Genomic DNA, 17666 nt, shown 5'->3' on the forward strand with positions numbered 1-17666 from the left:
TTGCTTCACCTTTATTGTTAAAATTTCTTTTCACTTGAAATCATGATATCTTAGAACCGAATATATGAAAAATATAAAAAAAATTAATTTTACTTAACTTTTCCATATAGGAAGGTGTTTCCACTAATGGATATTAGACAATTACGTTATTTTATGGCAATTGTAGAGGAAAGAAAAGTATCTGCTGCCGCTCAAAAACTTCATATTTCCCAGCCTCCTTTGAGCCAGCAGCTAAAAGCAATGGAAAATGAACTGGATGTAAAATTAGTAGAGAGAAATGGGAAATTTTTAGAGGTTACGGAAGAAGGTAAAGCCTTATATAAATATGCTCAACAGATTACTCAATTAATGGAAGAAGCCAAAATGGAAGTAAGGGAAGTTGGAAAAGGGAGTAGTGGAAGACTGGCGATAGGAATTAATACTTTTTCGGTTATCGGCTTTCCTAAATTACTTCGCGAATTTAAAACAAAATACCCTAACATTTCCTATAAAATACATCAAAATGAGTCTTCCTATCTTTGTCAATTAGTGAGAGACAGGATTGTAGAACTGGCGATTATCCGATTACCGCTGGAATTGGAGGGTTTTTCAGTAATTCATCTTCACACAGAGCCTTTTTACTTTATTTCTTCTATTAACAAGGAACATTCTAATGATCAGATCATGCTTGCTGACATTCAAAACCACTCGTTAATTCTACCGAGTACAGAGGGGCTAGGCGTTCATTATCAGATTTTGGAGGCTTTTTCAAAAGCCCAACTTCATCCGAATATCGTTGCTGAGTGCTCTGATATCTCTCTTTTATTAGATTTAGTTGCATGTGGTTTTGGAGATGCTATTGTTCCGGAAACCGTAATAAAGCAATACAAGAACTACAATATTCAGTCGACTAGAATTGTAGATACAGAACTGTCTGCATCTACGAGCTTAATATGGCTGAAGCATCATCATTTATCAAAAACTGCTCAAAACTTTATTAATCAATTAACTGGTTACCAGCAAATCGCAGATACGGATTAATCGTATGTTTGGTAATAACTACACAATATCCTCTATTTTTGAACTCTATTTCGTTTTTATTGTCAATCATTTAATTTGCTAAAAAATATAGAAAGGAACTGTCCGGTAATCCTTAGAAATTAGTAAGTAAATTATTCCGATAAGTATATTGAACCCTACAAATTAGCATGAAAAAAGACGGGGGAATGGGAACATGGAAGATACACATTGGGGAAAATTTGAAAGGTTTCTTGAAAAAAAGCTTGAAGAGGAGCATATTCCTGGGTTGTCGATAGGTATTTCGCAAATGGGGAAACCGATCTTCCAGAAAGGGTTCGGGTATAGAGACTATAAAGCGAAACTGCCTGTTACGCCGGAAACGATTTTTGGAATCGCATCCGTTACAAAATCGATTACTGCTGTGGCTATACTTGAATTGGAGGACAGGAAATTACTCTCAGTTCACGATTCTATTGTAAAACATCTTCCTGAACTCAAAATGAATGGAGTAAAAGAGATCGAGCAAATCAAGATTCACCACCTTCTCTCTCATACGACCGGAATTCCTCCTATGGAGCGGAAAGAGGAATTCATACGGTTTGAAGAACACATGGCCTATTTTGCTGAGACGGTGATCGAACCCTTAGGAAAGCCGGGTGAGTACTTCAGTTACTGCAATGATACCTTCCTTTTATTAGGGGCAATCATCGAACGGGTAACCGGACAATCATTTGAGACCTACATGACAGAACGATTCCTTCACCCGTTGGGAATGAACCGCTCGACGTTCCGTTTGGAGGAACTTGCTGAAATGGAAAATGTGTCTGTTCCTTATGAGTACCATAATAAGACGAATACTTTTCAAGAAACAGCATGGCCAAAGCTCGGCAACTACAAAACTGGAGGTGGAATTCGTTCCAACGTTCAGGATCTATTAAAATATGGCCAATATTTGCTCGGCGACAAGACCGTTTTAAACAGGCTCGCAGATCCCGTTTATAAAGTGGGCAGAAATACATATTACGGTTATGCACTTAATGTTATACCGAATCATTTTGAAAATTGTACGCTGATTAGCCATGGAGGAGGACAACCAGGGGTTTCCTCATTTTTTGGGGTAGTTCCCGAAAAAAATCTTATAGCTGTTGTCCTTACTAATGTTGGCGGTATTCCGGCAGGAGAGATCTGGCTAGCAGCGGTAAATGCAGCGCTCGGAATTCCATATAATTACAAACGAGAGACAGAGCCGTTTTACGATATCTCGACTGAAACATCTAAAGGATTGATGGGTACTTATCAATCCCTTGAAGGGGACAGGGTCAGGTTTTTTGTAGAAAAAGATACGATGTTTATGGAAGAGAATGAGGAGAAAAAAGAACTAAGAGCAAGCGCTAAAGACCGTTTAGTTATCCAAAATACGGATAGGGCCTTCCAGTTTTATTTGAACGATGACCAAAAAACGTGGGGCGTGTTCAATGGATCCAGGATGCTAAGAAAAGTAGGAGAGTAACTTTTATTGGAGGATCAACCATGAGTGCAGAAAAAATTCTGATCATTGAAGATGAAAAGAAGATTGCTAGAATTATTCAATTGGAGCTTGAACACGAGGGATATAAAACGGAAACAGCCTGGACGGGCATAGAGGGATTAGAAAAGTTTAAATCAGAAAAATGGGACCTAATATTGCTTGATGTGATGCTGCCCGAATTAAGCGGGATGGAAGTACTCAGAAGAATAAGAACGACAGGAAGTTATACACCAATCATACTATTAACCGCAAGAGATTCATTGCCTGACAAGGTAAGTGGACTTGATCTTGGAGCGAACGACTATATTACAAAGCCATTTGAGATAGAAGAATTGCTGGCTCGAATACGTGCGTGCCTTAGGATGAATCTCCTCTATACAGAAAAAAAAGAAATCGAAACATATGAAATGGGTGACTTGACCGTCAATACAAAAACAAGGGAAGTGCTACGCGGCTCTAAACAGGTTGAGTTGACGCCTAGGGAGTTTGATCTCTTGGTCTATCTTCTGAAAAATAAGAACCAGGTACTGAACCGTGAACAAATTCTTTCTAAGGTATGGGGATTTGATTATTATGGCGATACAAATGTTGTAGATGTGTACATTCGTTATTTAAGGAAAAAGATCGATTCTTCCTTCCCGACTCCTTATATTCATACCATCCGGGGAGTAGGATACACGATGAAGGAGTAACGTATGAACATAAAAAATCGTATAACGCTGTTTTCGACGGTTTGGATGTTGATCATACTGTTGATCACCAACAGCGGGATTTATTTTTTGTTTGAAAGAAACTTAAAAGATAACGCACTCAATCAAACAGAAACCAGAATTACCAGTATAGCAGAAGCCGTGAAATCATCCGTAGAAACAAACCTGGAAATGGGTCGCCTTTTAAGGGCTTATCTTCCAGCGAACTCGATGATTCGTATCATTGCTTCTGACAACAAGGTAGCTTTTTCGAGCACGAAGATGACTAAACTTAATGAGTTCAAACCCATGTACCGAACCGATGAGTACAGTCATATAAAGACAGAAGATGGAGCTTTTTACACCGTTTCTCAGCATCCGGTCATTTGGACGGATGGTGAAGTCGTTTCACTTGAATTAATAGAAGAAGAAACATCTATACCCAATACATTGCGTATTCTAAGAATCGTTCTGATTCTAGCAACCCTGCTTATTCTAATTCCTTCGTTCTTAGGTGGCCGAATTCTTAGCCAACTTATTCTGGTACCGATCAGTTCTCTTACAAGAACGATGGAAGATATACAAAAACAAGGTACATTTAAAAGGATTGCCATAGAAAGTGAATCAAACGATGAATTAAATAAGATGGCAACAACGTTCAATCATATGATAGATTTGCTTGAAGATAACTATAAAAAGCAGGAGCAGTTTGTCTCGGATGCCTCACATGAATTAAAAACACCTCTAACGGTAATAGAAAGTTATGCTAGAATGCTTAAACGATGGGGGAATAAAAGGCCGGAAGTATTAGAAGAAGCTGTAGAAGCCATTCACTCAGAATCAGTAAGAATGAAGGATCTAACACAGCAGATGCTCCTTTTGGCAAGGGATGATTCCCAACCTTCTCAAATTCAAAAAGTGGATTTGGTATTAATGGTAAAAGAAGCTACAAAGAACCTAAGAAATGCGTATCCACGGGATTTCTATGTTCATTCAGACTTAGAACTCCTTGAGATAGAAGGAGATTCTTTGAAATTGAAACAAGTTCTGTTTATCCTCTTAGATAATGCTATCAAGTACAGTTCAGATCGTATTGATATTGTATTATCTAAAAACGGAGGAATCGCTAAAATTGCAGTTACTGACTATGGCATAGGTATTCCAAAAGAAGATCTTGATAAAGTATACGATCGTTTCTTTCGTGTAGATAAAGCAAGAAGTCGTGATACAGGGGGTTCCGGATTAGGTCTTTCGATTGCCAAACGTATTATGATGGCTCATCATGGTGAACTCAACATAACGAGTGAAGAAGGAAAAGGTACGACCGTTACGATGGAATTGTCGGTCCTTCAGGGAATTAATTCTCACTGATTTCTCATTTTCTTCTTATTTGGTTCTCATTCTTTTATGAAAACGTATTAGAAAAGGGGGCATTCCGTTTGAAAACAAAGACAGCAGCGATAATCGGAGTGGTAATCCTGATGATACTACTTATTTTTGGAACGAGGCAGTGGGTAGTCGGGAACAATGATTCAACACTCAGCAAGGAGAAAATCAATGAGATCGTAAGCACGAAATACTCAGGTGAAATCCTCTCCACAGAACGAACGGACCGAGAAGGGAAAACGCAATATCAAACAGTCTTAAAAGGTGAGAATGGTGTTTATGTGATCTGGTCTGATGCTGTATCTGGAGAAATCTTGGAGATCAAGAGAACGGAAAAAACAGAACCGAATAATAAGCTTTTAACGAAAGATGAAGCATCTCGGATCGCTGCAAAAGCAGGTAAAGTTCTAACTTCAGAGTATAATGCACAAAATAAGGTCTATTTCTTTACAGTCGAGAAAGAGAGTAAGAAATTCACATTCGAGATAAATGCGAGCACGGGAAAGATTCAAAACAAAAAAGAGATAAAACCTTCAACCGAACCTCCAAAGCCAAACACCAAGATAACCGAACAAGAAGCAAGGAAGATCGCCCTAAAAGAAGTAGAAGGAACGGTTACGGATGTTGAACTCGATGATGAAGACGGAGTTCTGGTTTATGAAATCGAAGTGGAAACAGATGTTCAAGAAGGCGTAGTGATTATAAATGCTTTTACAGGTGAAGTCGTCTCGGTCACGATGGAAACAAAAGATAATGATTAAGGATGCTCGTACTCTAGAGCATTCTTTTTTATTATATGAGTGAAAACTATCCAACTTCTCATCGTTTTCTAATCTTTTCTTCTCTTTGTTCTCATTTTCCCTGTCTATGATATGGATATAGTTCATAACAAGGAGGAACAAACAATGAAAAAACTAACAAAAGTTTTAGCAGGAACGGTATTAGCTGGTGGAATTGGTCTAGGAGTATATGCGTTTTCAGATAACACACCAAACGTGTTTGCTGCAAATGATGCTATCTCTGAAAAACAAGCAGAAGATATTGCTCTTCAACGAACAAACGGTGGTTCTGTGAATGAGTTAGAATTCGATCGTGATGACCAAAAGGATAAATATGAGATCGAAGTTCACAAAGACGGCAAATCATATGATCTTGATATTCTTGCAGGATCTGGTAAAATCACCAAGTTTGAAGAGGATAGAGACGATGATCTAGATGAATCTGACATCGACGATAAAGACGATGAGGATCGCGATGATCAAGTAGATGCAGCAAACATGAAGATCTCAACAGAGCAAGCTCAAAATATTGCGCTGAAGCAAGTGCCTGGCACCGTAACAAAAATAGAGCTTGATGAAGAAGACGGTCAATATTTCTATGAGATTGAGATCAACAAGGATAAACAAGAAACAGATGTGGATGTAGATGCGATGACAGGAACTGTACTAAAAGTAGATAAAGACGAAGACAATAATTAGTATTTAGGAAGCATTGGTGGAGCCACCAGTGCTTTTATTATTCTCAACATTAAAAATTTCTTCTCTGATTCTCATGATTTTCTCATTTTGCTCTAATGGCTCCTTATGGAGAATGGGAAACATTAATATGTCTTCCCCCCTTGCCCCTCACCAATTATAGAACTATATTTAATTGCTGCTAACTATACAAATAATTCCAAATTATTCTGATAGGAAAGGATTGTGGTAGAAAGTTTCTTATTCAGCTAACGGGTGCATTTTTTCAAGAAGGAGATTTGCCCTTTTTGATTGAAATTAAAGAGGATTGTAAAATACTTGATGTTGGTGGTGTTTGTGATAAAGGCTGTGTTTCTTGATCGTGATGGTACCATTGGTGGAACAGGTGGCGGTATGCATCCGTTTGAGTTTACTATGTATGATTTTGCACCCAGTTCGATTAGACGTCTTAATAAGTTAGGTGTTAAAGTTTTTCTTTTTACCAATCAGACTAGAGTGGGAAGAGGATTCTTCTCTGAAGATGACTTACTTAAAGGATTTGAAATAATGAAGGAAGAACTCTCACGACATTCTGCTTTCTTAGATGATATCTTTTATTGTCCACATAGTCCTGATGAGGGATGTAGGTGTCAAAAACCTGAAATTGGACTTTTATTAGCTGCAAAAGAAAAATACAAATTAAATTTGGCAGACTGTTATGTTGTAGGAGACACTGGGAGTTCAGATATGGTGTCTGCTCATAAGGCTGGAACAAAAAAAGTTTTAGTTAAAACAGGCTGGGGTAAAGGCTCACTTACATCATTTCGTAAAGATTGGAAAGGAATAGAACCAGATTATATAGCAGAAGATTTAGTGGATGCAGTTGATTGGATTTTAGCAGATATTATTAATAAAGTTTGAGTTTATTTCACAAACGGGTGCTTTTCTGGAGTAACGAAAAAAGCCCATTTTTTTCTTCTAAGGGCAAGTCATTGGAAGAAGAAGGAATATCCGATTACTTAAACGAATAAATAATGATGAAGTTAAGTGAATGGTGGAAGAGGGGTATTTAAAGTTGGATATCCTTTTTATAGGGATTATTTTGCTCATTTTAGGGCTAACAAACTTTATCGCTTTTAAAGTAGCTGGAAGAAATAAAAAGAAAAGAATTTTATCGGGTATTATAGTGATACTTATTACACCTCTTGTCTTTAAAATATCTTTAGATGCAATAAGTTCTTTTGATCCTGGTGGATTTGCAACAGGAGCTATTACTTTAATTTATTCTTGTTTATTTTTTATGAATGGAATCATTATAATTTGTATTGGAATAGCTACAAGTAATACTAACAAAGCTTGAGAACAAGATATTACTTATTCAACAATCGGGTGCATTTCTTCGAGAAGGAGAAGTGCTCTTTTTATTTAATAAACGAGCAGTTTTCGTGAAAAAGGACATTCATTTAATTAGTAGAATTTGTAAGATAGATTATTAAAAAACAAATGATGAGGCAGGTGTATTTGGTCTAAAATGAAGAATGTAAAATGTTCTTTAGCCATTGAGCAAATTGAAGATAGATTGAGATACGAACCAAATATTGTAGAACTACAATTGTTTGAGGAAGATATTAGAAATCCTAACCGAATAATACAAACTATTCAACTATTTCAAGAAAGAAAAGTAAAAGTTTATCTTCATCACCCCATGAAAGTAAATCGAAAATTCCTTGATATCTTAAGTAAAGATCCTGAGGTTTTTGAGTTTTATCGATCTTCATGTTCAATAATATACGACATCTGCGAGTCGGAAGATATTCTTTGTGTTGTACATCCACATTATGAAAAGTGTGTAAGTGGCATGGCAGATACTTTTAACGAGAATTATATTATTGAAAAATCTATAGAATTAAAAAATGCTATTCAAGAAATACGTAATCATAAAGTAGACCGATTTTTGTGGGAAAACGCACCTACAGGGATTTTTTCAAGTTTAAACCCATATTGGTTAACCAATATTGTTGAACCCATACAATTACCGCTTTGTTATGATATAAGCCATGCATTTATGTCATTCCGAGGGGACAACGATAAGTTAGAAAACGAGATTATCAGTACATATCCTTTTACGCACCATTACCATGTGGTGGATAGTAAAGGTACAGAAATACATGATGCACTATCATTAGGTCTTGGAAATATAGATTGGTTACGATTTAAAAAATACATTTTGAATCGAGATTTTATTTTTGAAGTTGATTTACCTAACTATAATGATTGTACCCCAATGGTAGAAAGTGCAGCCTATTTTTACTCCCTTTAATTAAACAAGAGGGAAGCATTTCTTTAATGAGTTATTCCACAATCAGGTGCATTTCTTCAAGAAGAAGAAGTGCTCTTTTTTATTGAACTTATTGAACAAACGTAGCAGGATTATGTAAGAAGCAGGGCATTATCAATAAATAAAGAAAATTAATTTAGACTATTATTAGGGGGATAAATGATGGAGTTTAAATTTTTGGACTTTAAAGTTATTAAGGGTGAAGAAATTGATTTACATCTTATTAATACAGTACCAGGGAATGGGTATAAGAATAGGGTTCCAGCATATCGTTTTAATATTTGTTTAAGTGGTTCAACAAAACCTATTGGGAATATAAATATTAGAATCGGATACAATGAAAACTTATATTATGTCGGTCATATTTGATATTCAGTAAATGAAGAAAATAGAGGGAATCATTATGCTTCAAAAGCTGTAAGGCTTTTAAAGAAAGTAGCACATGCTCATGGTATGGAAAAACTGATTTTTACATGTAATCCAGATAACATTGCTTCAAGAAGAACATGTGAGTATGTGGGAGGTAATCTGTTAGAAATCATTGATGTCCCAGAAAACAATGATATGTATCAACAAGGAGAAAAGAAAAAATGTATATACGAATGGGTTTGCAAATAATTTAGGAGCAGACTTATTCCTCAATTGGGTGCATTTCTTCAAGAAGGAGAAATGCTTTTTTTATTTTTAGAAATATGGTTGCTGGGGGTTAGGACTGAAATTTCCTAAAAGATAAAGTTATTTGTTATGTAAAGACTTTTTCTTTGGATTTATTAGACTTTAACTATAAAACTAGAATGTTTTACAAATAGTATTTACCAATTAAGGCAATTGAAGGTAAAATTATCTTAGAATATTTAGAAATGGGGAATCTCCTTGAAAATAAGAACACTTTTAATGACGGCAGGATTGAGTTTATTTATAGGTACAAATATAAAAATCATGGAAGTTTCTGCTGTTACGGATGTGTATGGAGGAAGTAATCATTCTTATTTGATTGATTATGAGAACACGGGATACGGTTGGGGTGATAATACTTATTACCAATTAGGCTTTAAGGAAACGACATCATCAATTCACTATCCTGAGCAAATTTCATTTAAAGACGGCAGCCTTGCTAAGAACATAAAAATGTTCTCCTCATCAAAGGCCAATTACTTTACTCTTGCGATGATGGAAGATGGTTCGCTTAGATTTTGGGGAAGTATCTTTTCATATGGCGGAGGAATAGGAGGATATTGGAGTGATTGGGATTATAGCAAGTACATAACCATTCAAAATCAAGATGGAACTCCTTTTAAAGGAGCTACTATGATCACTTCTGGAGATACCCATATGGCGGCACTCAAAGAAGACGGTACAGTTTGGACATGGGGTGAAAATTGGCAAGGACAATTAGGCAACAAAAAGACCGACCATAATCCATATGCACAACAAGTTGTAATGGATGACGGTACTCCACTAAAAGGTGTGGTAGCCATCTCTGCTGGAGCTTGGCATACCCTTGCTCTTAAAAAAGATGGAACAGTATACGGCTGGGGATGGAACAGAAACAATCAGTTAGGAGTGACTACTCAAAAAGTTATACCATATGCTATACCTATCTTGACAAGTGAGCAGAAGGTACTTTCTGGAATAACAGGGATTGAAGCTGGTGGAGAACATTCTCTTGTACTTACCCATAAAAATAAAGTCTTGTCTTGGGGACATAATGGATACGGTCAACTCGGAAATGGGAATACAACAAATCAGCCCTATCCTGGTTTAGTGGTGGATGCAAGCAATCAACCGATTCATGATATAAAAACAGTTAAAACAAGTGGGTATAGTTCGTTTGCTCTTACTTCAGACTCAAAAATACTCGCGTGGGGGAGAAATCAGTTCGGACAGACCGGTAACGGCAATACAACAGAAAAAATCCTTATCCCTGATTATGTTATGACATCCGATCATACCCCGCTTGAAAATATATATACTTTCTCAGCAGGTTGGCAGCATGTATTAGCCATGCAAAAGGATGGAGCTATGTGGGCATGGGGCAGCAATATAGGCAATATACTTGGAGTAGGTGTTACAAACGGCGGTGGAGTACCTCTAGCTAAACGGGTCCTTAAACAAGCAGACGAACCTCTATCAGTAAAGGTTGAAGGAAACACACTTCAAGAGGAAGTGATAAATCCAACACTCACGGTTCAGAACAAACAGGCTTTATTGCAGTGGAATAATCCTAATTCTGCTGTACGCTATGTAGAGATCTATAAAGATGGTACGTATATAGGTACTTCTTTTTCTACTATATATGTAGATCCTACTATGGATCCTACAAATTCTCATACGTATACATTAAAAGCTGTAGATGGACTAGGGAATAGAACGACTGGAGTGAATGCTGAGCTAAAGATTGTTCAACCGGTTAAAATGGTTGAAGTTACAACGGATAAACTGTCACCGCAGCCTGTAAAATCCACCATTACCATTAATGCTTTAGCAGAAGGTGGAAATGAGCGCCTCTATAAATTCTGGTTACTTGAGAACGGAACATGGAAAGTATTACAGGATTATTCTTCATCCAGTTCAGTAAAATGGACTCCTTCCAATGAAGGAAATTATAAGATTAGTGTTCATGTGAAAGATCGGGATTCTGTTAAGTCGTATGATGATTACAAAGCGCTGGAATATAAAATAGAGTCTGATTCCGTACTGCTGAACAGCTTTTCGAGCCAGCTGTCTTCACCGCGTTCTGTCTATTCCAGCATTCCGATAACAGCAACAGCAACAGGCGGATCAGAAAAACTGTATAAATTCTTTGTTTACCATAACGGTGTATGGAAAGTGCTCAAAGATTATTCACCAGTATCCAACTTAAATTGGGTTCCAAAAGTGCCTGGCGATTATAAACTAGTTGTACATGCCAAAGACAAGAATAGTACTAAAAACTATGATTCTTATAAACAGCTCATCTTCAAAGTATTGAACGGGCCTGTGCTTCAATCCGTTTCTACTAATCTAACCAGTCCGCAATCTTTAGGTAAAACGGTGCAGATTAAAGCGTCAGCGATAGGTGGTACTGAGAAACTGTATAAATATTGGGTGTATGACGGGGTGAAGTGGCATATACTTAAGGATTTCACGTCTCAGACAACAGTTGACTGGAAGCCCGCAGCAAAAGGTACTTACAAGATTTCTGTTCATGTAAAAGATCGATATTCTACTCGCTCCTATGACAGCTATAAAGCCGTAAACTATACGATCAAATAAGGGAAGGCCCTCTTAATGAGGGCCGACTTTTTTGAGAAATATTGGGTAAAAGGCACGTACTTAATTGGTGCGTTCGCTTTTAAATATATTTTTCTTAACTTAATTCATTATTTATTCCATAAACGGGTGCGTTTCTTAAATACCGAGCTGTCTTATCAGGCAGCTTTTCTTATTCAGCTAAAGGAGCAGGTTAGCTGTACAAGTTATAAATTTAATGGTTTAAAGTTATAGAGCATTTCTTTGAATGAGAAATACTTTTTATTTTTGCTTAAAACAAAAATCTACAATAAAAATGTTATCCAAATTAATAAAATTTTATTGTAAAACGATAATATATATATTAAAATCAAAATCAGAATAAATAAGTGAGGTGCTTTTTATGGAAAAAGTAACAACGTTGTTTTTAAAAATAGCTGTTATTCTTTTAGGAGTCCCAGTTCTTGCTCTGTGCATCTTTTTGGTGCCTGAGATGGCGAATCTTGCAGCAAAATTGCTTCCAAAGTTTGCTTTTATAAAATATCTCGTTTTCATCGCTTTTGATGCATCGGCGATACCTTTTTACTTTGCTTTGTATCAGGCTTTCAAACTCTTATGCTATATTGACAAAAATAAAGCTTTCTCCGATTTATCTGTAAAAGCTTTAAAGAAAATCAAATACTGTGCCATCACAATCAGTATTTTGCATGTGCTAGTTTGGCCGCTCTTCTATATCTTTGCGGAAGTAGACGACGCACCAGGAGTTATCTGTGTCGGATTGGTTGTTCCTTTTGCTTCGATGGTTATCGCAGTCTTTGCGGCTGTTCTCCAAAAACTTTTACAAGAAGCAATTAAAATCAAATCAGAAAATGATTTAACGGTCTGAGGTGAATAACAATGGCAATTATAATCAATATTGATGTGATGTTAGCAAAAAGGAAAATGAGCGTAACAGAACTTTCGGAGAATGTTGGAATAACAATGGCGAACCTTTCTATATTGAAAAATGGAAAGGCAAAAGCGATTCGATTATCCACTTTAGAGGCAATTTGTAAGGCTTTAGAATGTCAGCCTGGAGATATTTTAGAATACAAAAGTGACGAAGACAGTTAAACATATTAAGGAAACTTAACATAACAATTGTTAGGGGAGGTATAACTATGGACATTAACAATTTGATTATTGAAAATATTGCTAACCCTCATGAGCTGGAGAGAATGTATAGAAAAGACCCGAAAACTTTTAAAAAGTCATTCTCACACGCATGGGATCAAAATCCTGATTCTCAGGTTCTTGGCGTTTGGTACGAAAGATTGCATTTCAAGGAGACGGCAATTACAGAAAAATCTTCCTTGCTTCAGAAAGGTTTCTTATTCATGGGCATTTTAGCCATTCTGGCCGGGATAAGCACCAGGATCATTTTCCATTTTGTCGAACAGGAAGCAATTGCTCCAATTAACCTGGCTTTTGGTATAATTCCCTTTATTGCTGCCTATTTTGTTTACAATAATACTCCGAAAAAAAGTGTTATTTATTCCCTTGCAGCGTTGTTCCTAATTTCCGGGTTTTATCTTAATATGCTGCCATTAAATTATAAAGACAGTATTATCCTTGCTTATTTACACCTTCCCATATTCTTATGGGTATTGGTAGGGCTTGCATTTTCAGGAAATGAATATTCAAAAGGCAGTACAAGATTAGCCTATATTAAATTTAATTTGGAATATTGTATTCTCTACGCCAGCATGGCAGTTAGCGGAATGGTACTAGCAGCATTAACCATGAAGTTATTTAGCTTTGTTGGCTTGGATATAGAAGACTTCTATTTTAGTAATGTCGTTTTATTTGGTGCTGCCGCTCTCGCTATTGTAGCTGCATACCTGGTATCAATGAATCTTAAACTTGCTAAGAACATTACACCATATATAGCTAAAATTTTTAGTCCTCTTGTCCTGGTCACATTGTTGGTCTATCTTATAACGGTTATATGGGTCGGAAAAAATCCATTCTTGGACCGCAATTTCCTGATAGCCTTCAACGGAATACTCCTTGGTGTATTGGCCGTTACCATATTTTCCATTACCGAGAGCGACTCAGACGAGAAAAAGAACATTTCAGATTATATAAATTTTGCCTTAATTGTTCTTGCGCTTATCATTGACAGTGTGGCTTTATCAGCCATCGTGTTCAGACTTTCTTCTTATGGGATTACGCCTAATAGACTTGCTGTTTTAGGAGTAAACATACTTATCTGGGCAAATCTAATTTGGATTATGCTCTCCTATATGCGTTTTCTACAAAACAAATCCGGACCTTCAACTATCCAAGATGCCGTTACTAAGTATTTGCCGGTCTACGGACTTTGGGCAGCTTTCGTTACATTTACTTTTCCTATAATTTTTAATTAGAAAGGCTCTGTTAATGTAACGAAAAGCTAATCTTTTATAACGTATAAAATCTTTAGAGTCGATATTATGCAGCTTTTTATACAGAGTTGCATAGTTTTGGCTTATTTTCATTACTAAAGTTAAAAAGAGGGAACTAGAAGACATAATATATTGTTGCAACTGGATTCTTTAAAATATGTCTAGTTTCATGTGCCCAACGAAAAAGGACTTCATGAAACGTATTTGATAAGCTAAACTTGCAGGTTTTAAGTTTGAGTTTGATTTAGATTAAATGTGAAAAGTCTTGAATTAAAGGGCAGGTTAATAGAATTAGAAATGGTAAAATTATTACAGTTTATTAGAGGAGAGCAATATGAATATTAGGAATTTAAAAATAGGGGAAAAACCGCCAATGGATTTACTGTTATTAGCTGATCCTTCTCATACAATTGTTGAGGATTATTTAAAAAGGGGAGAATGCTTTATTGCAGAAAGCAGTGAAAAAATTGTTGGTGTCTACGTATTACTTCCAACAAGACCTGGAACGGTGGAGTTAGTGAACATTGCAGTTGCAGAAGAACAGCATGGAAGAGGGATAGGTAAACGGTTAGTGATGGATGCAATTCAAACAGCCCAAAAGAAGGGATTCAAAACAATTGAAATTGGTACTGGAAATTCAAGCATAGGGCAACTTGCTCTTTATCAAAAATGTGGTTTTAGAATAATCGGTGTTGATATAAATTTTTTTATAAGGCACTACTATGAGGAAATTTTTGAAAATGGAATACAGTGTAGGGATATGGTAAGACTATCACAAGATTTATAGTGAAAATTTTCTTCAACAATCGGGTGCATTCTTCAAGAAGAAGATCTGCACCTTTTTCTTCTGCAAACGTAGCAGGATTCTGGAATAAGAGCTTCCTATATTTAATCCACAAACGGCCAGATTGTAGAATAACATCTTCACTGACTGGTTTGTCAGGGGAGTTGTTTTATTATAAACCAATCAAAAAAATAAAAATAAAGGAGTGATAGAAGTGCGTTTCTTGTTTTGAGAAAGCAACCGGCCCTGTGATAATGTTTTTGCATACCCAATATCTGAATATTAATAACTTGAGGTGAGGGGAGAAAGCAAATGAACCTAGAACTGATGGATATTTTTCGCATGGAATTCGACTTTAGTTGGGATACTGAGACCTGGTTTTTACCTTTAGAATCTGCTCTTGAGAGTTTAAGTTCCACAGATGCAAGCTGGCAACCCCCTGGAGGAGGGAATACAATTTGGCAAACTGTGAACCATCTAAATTATTACAACGCCCTACTTGTTAGACAAATCAATGACACAACGCCTAGAAAAAAGGCATCTAATACCAAGGCTACATTTGGAGATATCGGGGAACAACCAGATTCTAGATGGAAGGCAGTCTTGGCAGTGAATACATTTGGAGATATCGGGGACCCAGCAGATTCTGAAAAATGGAAGGCAGTCTTGACAGAAACACGTCTAATTTGTGAAAATTTGCGTAAATCACTAGCACAAGTTAATGACAGTCAGCTGGAAGAGGAACTTGTTGGGGGTCTGGCTCGTCAAATTTTGCACAACGTATACCATATAGGACAAATTGTATTAATTCGTAAACAACAAGGGTCTTGGCCAAAGGAGCGAGAATAATTTGTATATTCCGCTATAGGGCGCAATTCTAAAGTATTGGATTGCGCTCGTTATTCCATTATAGGGTGCATTTCTTCAAGAAGGAGAAGTGCCTTTTTTATTGATTAAAAAGGACAGTAAAATTAATTAAATATGCTAAAAATAGGAGGATCAATAATAACATTGCTTGATAAATTTAAGATATTCTCTAAAAAGAATGATAAACAAAAGCTAGATAAATTAAACGAACTCCAAAAGTTTTATAATAATGAAATTTTACATTCAAATCTACACGATGATTACGAAAAGATTGAGAAAGATTTGGGGATTCAAGAAGATGAATTATTTGCTGATTTTGAAGAATTTATAATGTTGATAGCTGGTAGTTGTTCATATGTTTTCGGCAAAAAGAAAATTCCTAAATATCAAAGGAATATGTTATATAAAGATTTTTTCTCACAATATCCTCAATATACTATGTTAAAAGAGTCGATTAGTAATTATCCAGGCTTTCACAAAGAACTAGAAAGCATAGAAAACGTCGAAAATTAATACTGAACATTATTGAAACACGTTAACATTCTTTTAACAGCAGGATTCTTTGATTAATAGACGCGAATACAATGTTATTAAACATTGAAAATACAATAATGGCTTACTAAAGAGATTGTTTTATTGTACGCTGAGATTTTCAAATGATAATCTTTATCATTTAGTGTTGATTTGTTTTAAATCCTGGTATAAAATACTAGTTGTTGAAAATCATTCTCAATAAAGGAGAGTAAAAATGAAAAGAAGACACGGTATACATACTAGGGTAGGAATTTTCACCTTGATACTTTTTCTTGTTCTATCCTTAACTGCATGTGGAGAAGGTGCCACAGAAAAGCAAAATTCTTCTGGTTCTTCAAAAGCTTATAAAGTCGATCATGCTATGGGTACAACTGAAGTGAAAAAAAATAAGCGTGTTGTTGTTTTAACCAATGAAGGAACTGAAGCTGTTCTTGCAATGGGTGTGAAGCCAATTGGAGCAGTTCAATCATGGATTGGAGATCCATGGTACGACCACATCAAGAGTCAGATGGACGGGGTTGAAGTGGTTGGAGATGAGATGAATGTAAATATAGAAAAAATTGCCTCTTTAAAACCAGACCTCATCATTGGCAACAAGGTACGTCAAGAGAAGATATATGACCAACTTAATAAAATCGCTCCTACAGTTTTTGCAGAAACATTAACTGGAAACTGGAAAGAAAATTTCAAGTTATATGCAAAAGCTATAAACAAAGAGGAAAAGGGACAGGAAGTCCTTGCATCTTATGACAATCGAATTGATGAACTGAAAACGGAATTAGGGGATAAATTGAACCAAAAGGTTTCAATTATCCGTTTCTTACCAGGAACATCTCGAATCTACCTTGAAGATTCTTTCTCGGGTGTAATATTAAAAGACCTTGGATTTAAAAGACCTGAAATTGAAAGCAAAGACCGATTTGCGTTAGAAGTAAAAAAGGAACAAATACCATTAATGGAAGGTGACCTATTATTTTACTTTACCTATGAAACCGGCGATGGTGAAGCTACAGAAACTGAAAAAGAATGGACAAAAGATCCACTTTGGAACAACCTTAATGTCGTGAAACAAGGCAAAGCTATAAAAGTAGAAGAAGCAATATGGAACACAGCAGGTGGGGCTATTGCAGCTAATCTGATGTTAGATGACATAGAACAATATCTTATCAAATAACCATTACACACAGTACGTCTCTAATGAGCGAAGAAAGTTATAAAATATCCTTTAATAAGTAATAGGCATTATTTTTGTAGTGAAAAATGACACTTATTTAACGAACTAGTGCTTTAATGGAGCGACGAAAAAAGCCTAATTTCTCAATTTTAATAGTGAGAAATTGGGTTTTTTAATATTAGAATTTCCAAAAGTTATAAATACGCATTTCCTGATGCTACCTCTAATATAACTTTTCCGAAAGTTTCCGACATTG

General features: G+C 36.0%; 18 protein-coding genes and 1 pseudogene. All 19 read left to right on the forward strand.

From position 1 onward, the window contains the following. Positions 1-126 precede the first annotated feature (126 nt). The 19 genes and pseudogenes from IEV52_RS05355 (at position 127) to IEV52_RS05440 (ending at position 17410) form a co-directional block, all read left to right on the forward strand. Positions 127-1020 (forward strand): LysR family transcriptional regulator, encoded by an 894-nt coding sequence (locus IEV52_RS05355; RefSeq protein ID WP_188401460.1) that lies wholly within the window; start codon positions 127-129, stop codon positions 1018-1020. 193 nt (positions 1021-1213) lie between these two features. Then, a complete protein-coding gene (locus IEV52_RS05360) occupies positions 1214-2509 on the forward strand; it encodes a serine hydrolase domain-containing protein (RefSeq protein ID WP_188401461.1) in 1296 nt (431 codons plus the stop codon). Between the two features lie 20 nt (positions 2510-2529). Continuing rightward, complete coding sequence (locus tag IEV52_RS05365; protein WP_188401462.1) at positions 2530-3219, forward strand: response regulator transcription factor; 690 nt, start codon at positions 2530-2532, stop codon at positions 3217-3219. A gap of 3 nt (positions 3220-3222) precedes the next feature. Next, a complete protein-coding gene (locus IEV52_RS05370; protein ID WP_188401463.1) occupies positions 3223-4587 on the forward strand; it encodes a sensor histidine kinase in 1365 nt (454 codons plus the stop codon). Between the two features lie 68 nt (positions 4588-4655). Then, on the forward strand, positions 4656-5363 hold the full coding sequence (locus IEV52_RS05375; protein WP_188401464.1) for a PepSY domain-containing protein: 708 nt from the start codon (positions 4656-4658) through the stop codon (positions 5361-5363). Between the two features lie 144 nt (positions 5364-5507). Continuing rightward, positions 5508-6080 (forward strand): PepSY domain-containing protein, encoded by a 573-nt coding sequence (locus tag IEV52_RS05380; RefSeq protein ID WP_188401465.1) that lies wholly within the window; start codon positions 5508-5510, stop codon positions 6078-6080. Positions 6081-6368: 288 nt separating this feature from the next. Then, entirely contained in the window at positions 6369-6977 is a 609-nt protein-coding gene (locus tag IEV52_RS05385; RefSeq protein ID WP_229754200.1) for an HAD-IIIA family hydrolase, read from the forward strand. A 154-nt stretch (positions 6978-7131) separates the two neighbouring features. Next, positions 7132-7416: a hypothetical protein gene (locus IEV52_RS05390; protein WP_188401466.1), complete on the forward strand. Its 285-nt coding sequence runs from the start codon at positions 7132-7134 to the stop codon at positions 7414-7416. Between the two features lie 171 nt (positions 7417-7587). Next, on the forward strand, positions 7588-8376 hold the full coding sequence (locus IEV52_RS05395) for a TIM barrel protein (RefSeq protein ID WP_188401467.1): 789 nt from the start codon (positions 7588-7590) through the stop codon (positions 8374-8376). Between the two features lie 180 nt (positions 8377-8556). Further along, entirely contained in the window at positions 8557-8763 is a 207-nt protein-coding gene (locus IEV52_RS22270; RefSeq protein WP_205724057.1) for a hypothetical protein, read from the forward strand. A 12-nt stretch (positions 8764-8775) separates the two neighbouring features. Further along, positions 8776-9012, forward strand: a pseudogene (locus IEV52_RS22275) (GNAT family N-acetyltransferase); the annotation flags it as partial. A gap of 255 nt (positions 9013-9267) precedes the next feature. After that, a complete protein-coding gene (locus IEV52_RS05405) occupies positions 9268-11649 on the forward strand; it encodes an RCC1 domain-containing protein (protein ID WP_188401468.1) in 2382 nt (793 codons plus the stop codon). 379 nt (positions 11650-12028) lie between these two features. Further along, positions 12029-12511: a DUF2975 domain-containing protein gene (locus tag IEV52_RS05410; protein WP_188401469.1), complete on the forward strand. Its 483-nt coding sequence runs from the start codon at positions 12029-12031 to the stop codon at positions 12509-12511. Positions 12512-12522: 11 nt separating this feature from the next. Continuing rightward, positions 12523-12738, forward strand: a complete 216-nt coding sequence (locus tag IEV52_RS05415) for a helix-turn-helix domain-containing protein (RefSeq protein WP_188401470.1) — start codon at positions 12523-12525, stop codon at positions 12736-12738. Between the two features lie 47 nt (positions 12739-12785). Further along, positions 12786-14033 carry a DUF4153 domain-containing protein gene (locus tag IEV52_RS05420; protein WP_188401471.1) on the forward strand — a complete coding sequence of 416 codons (1248 nt, stop codon included), beginning with the start codon at positions 12786-12788 and terminating at the stop codon, positions 14031-14033. A gap of 352 nt (positions 14034-14385) precedes the next feature. Continuing rightward, a complete protein-coding gene (locus IEV52_RS05425; RefSeq protein ID WP_188401472.1) occupies positions 14386-14838 on the forward strand; it encodes a GNAT family N-acetyltransferase in 453 nt (150 codons plus the stop codon). A 309-nt stretch (positions 14839-15147) separates the two neighbouring features. Next, on the forward strand, positions 15148-15684 hold the full coding sequence (locus IEV52_RS05430) for a DinB family protein (protein WP_188401473.1): 537 nt from the start codon (positions 15148-15150) through the stop codon (positions 15682-15684). A gap of 132 nt (positions 15685-15816) precedes the next feature. Continuing rightward, positions 15817-16215: a YxiJ family protein gene (locus tag IEV52_RS05435; protein WP_188401474.1), complete on the forward strand. Its 399-nt coding sequence runs from the start codon at positions 15817-15819 to the stop codon at positions 16213-16215. A gap of 235 nt (positions 16216-16450) precedes the next feature. After that, a complete protein-coding gene (locus tag IEV52_RS05440) occupies positions 16451-17410 on the forward strand; it encodes an ABC transporter substrate-binding protein (RefSeq protein ID WP_188401475.1) in 960 nt (319 codons plus the stop codon). Positions 17411-17666 lie beyond the last annotated feature (256 nt).

Source organism: Fictibacillus barbaricus, from assembly GCF_014635025.1.
GTDB lineage: Bacteria > Bacillota > Bacilli > Bacillales > Fictibacillaceae > Fictibacillus > Fictibacillus barbaricus.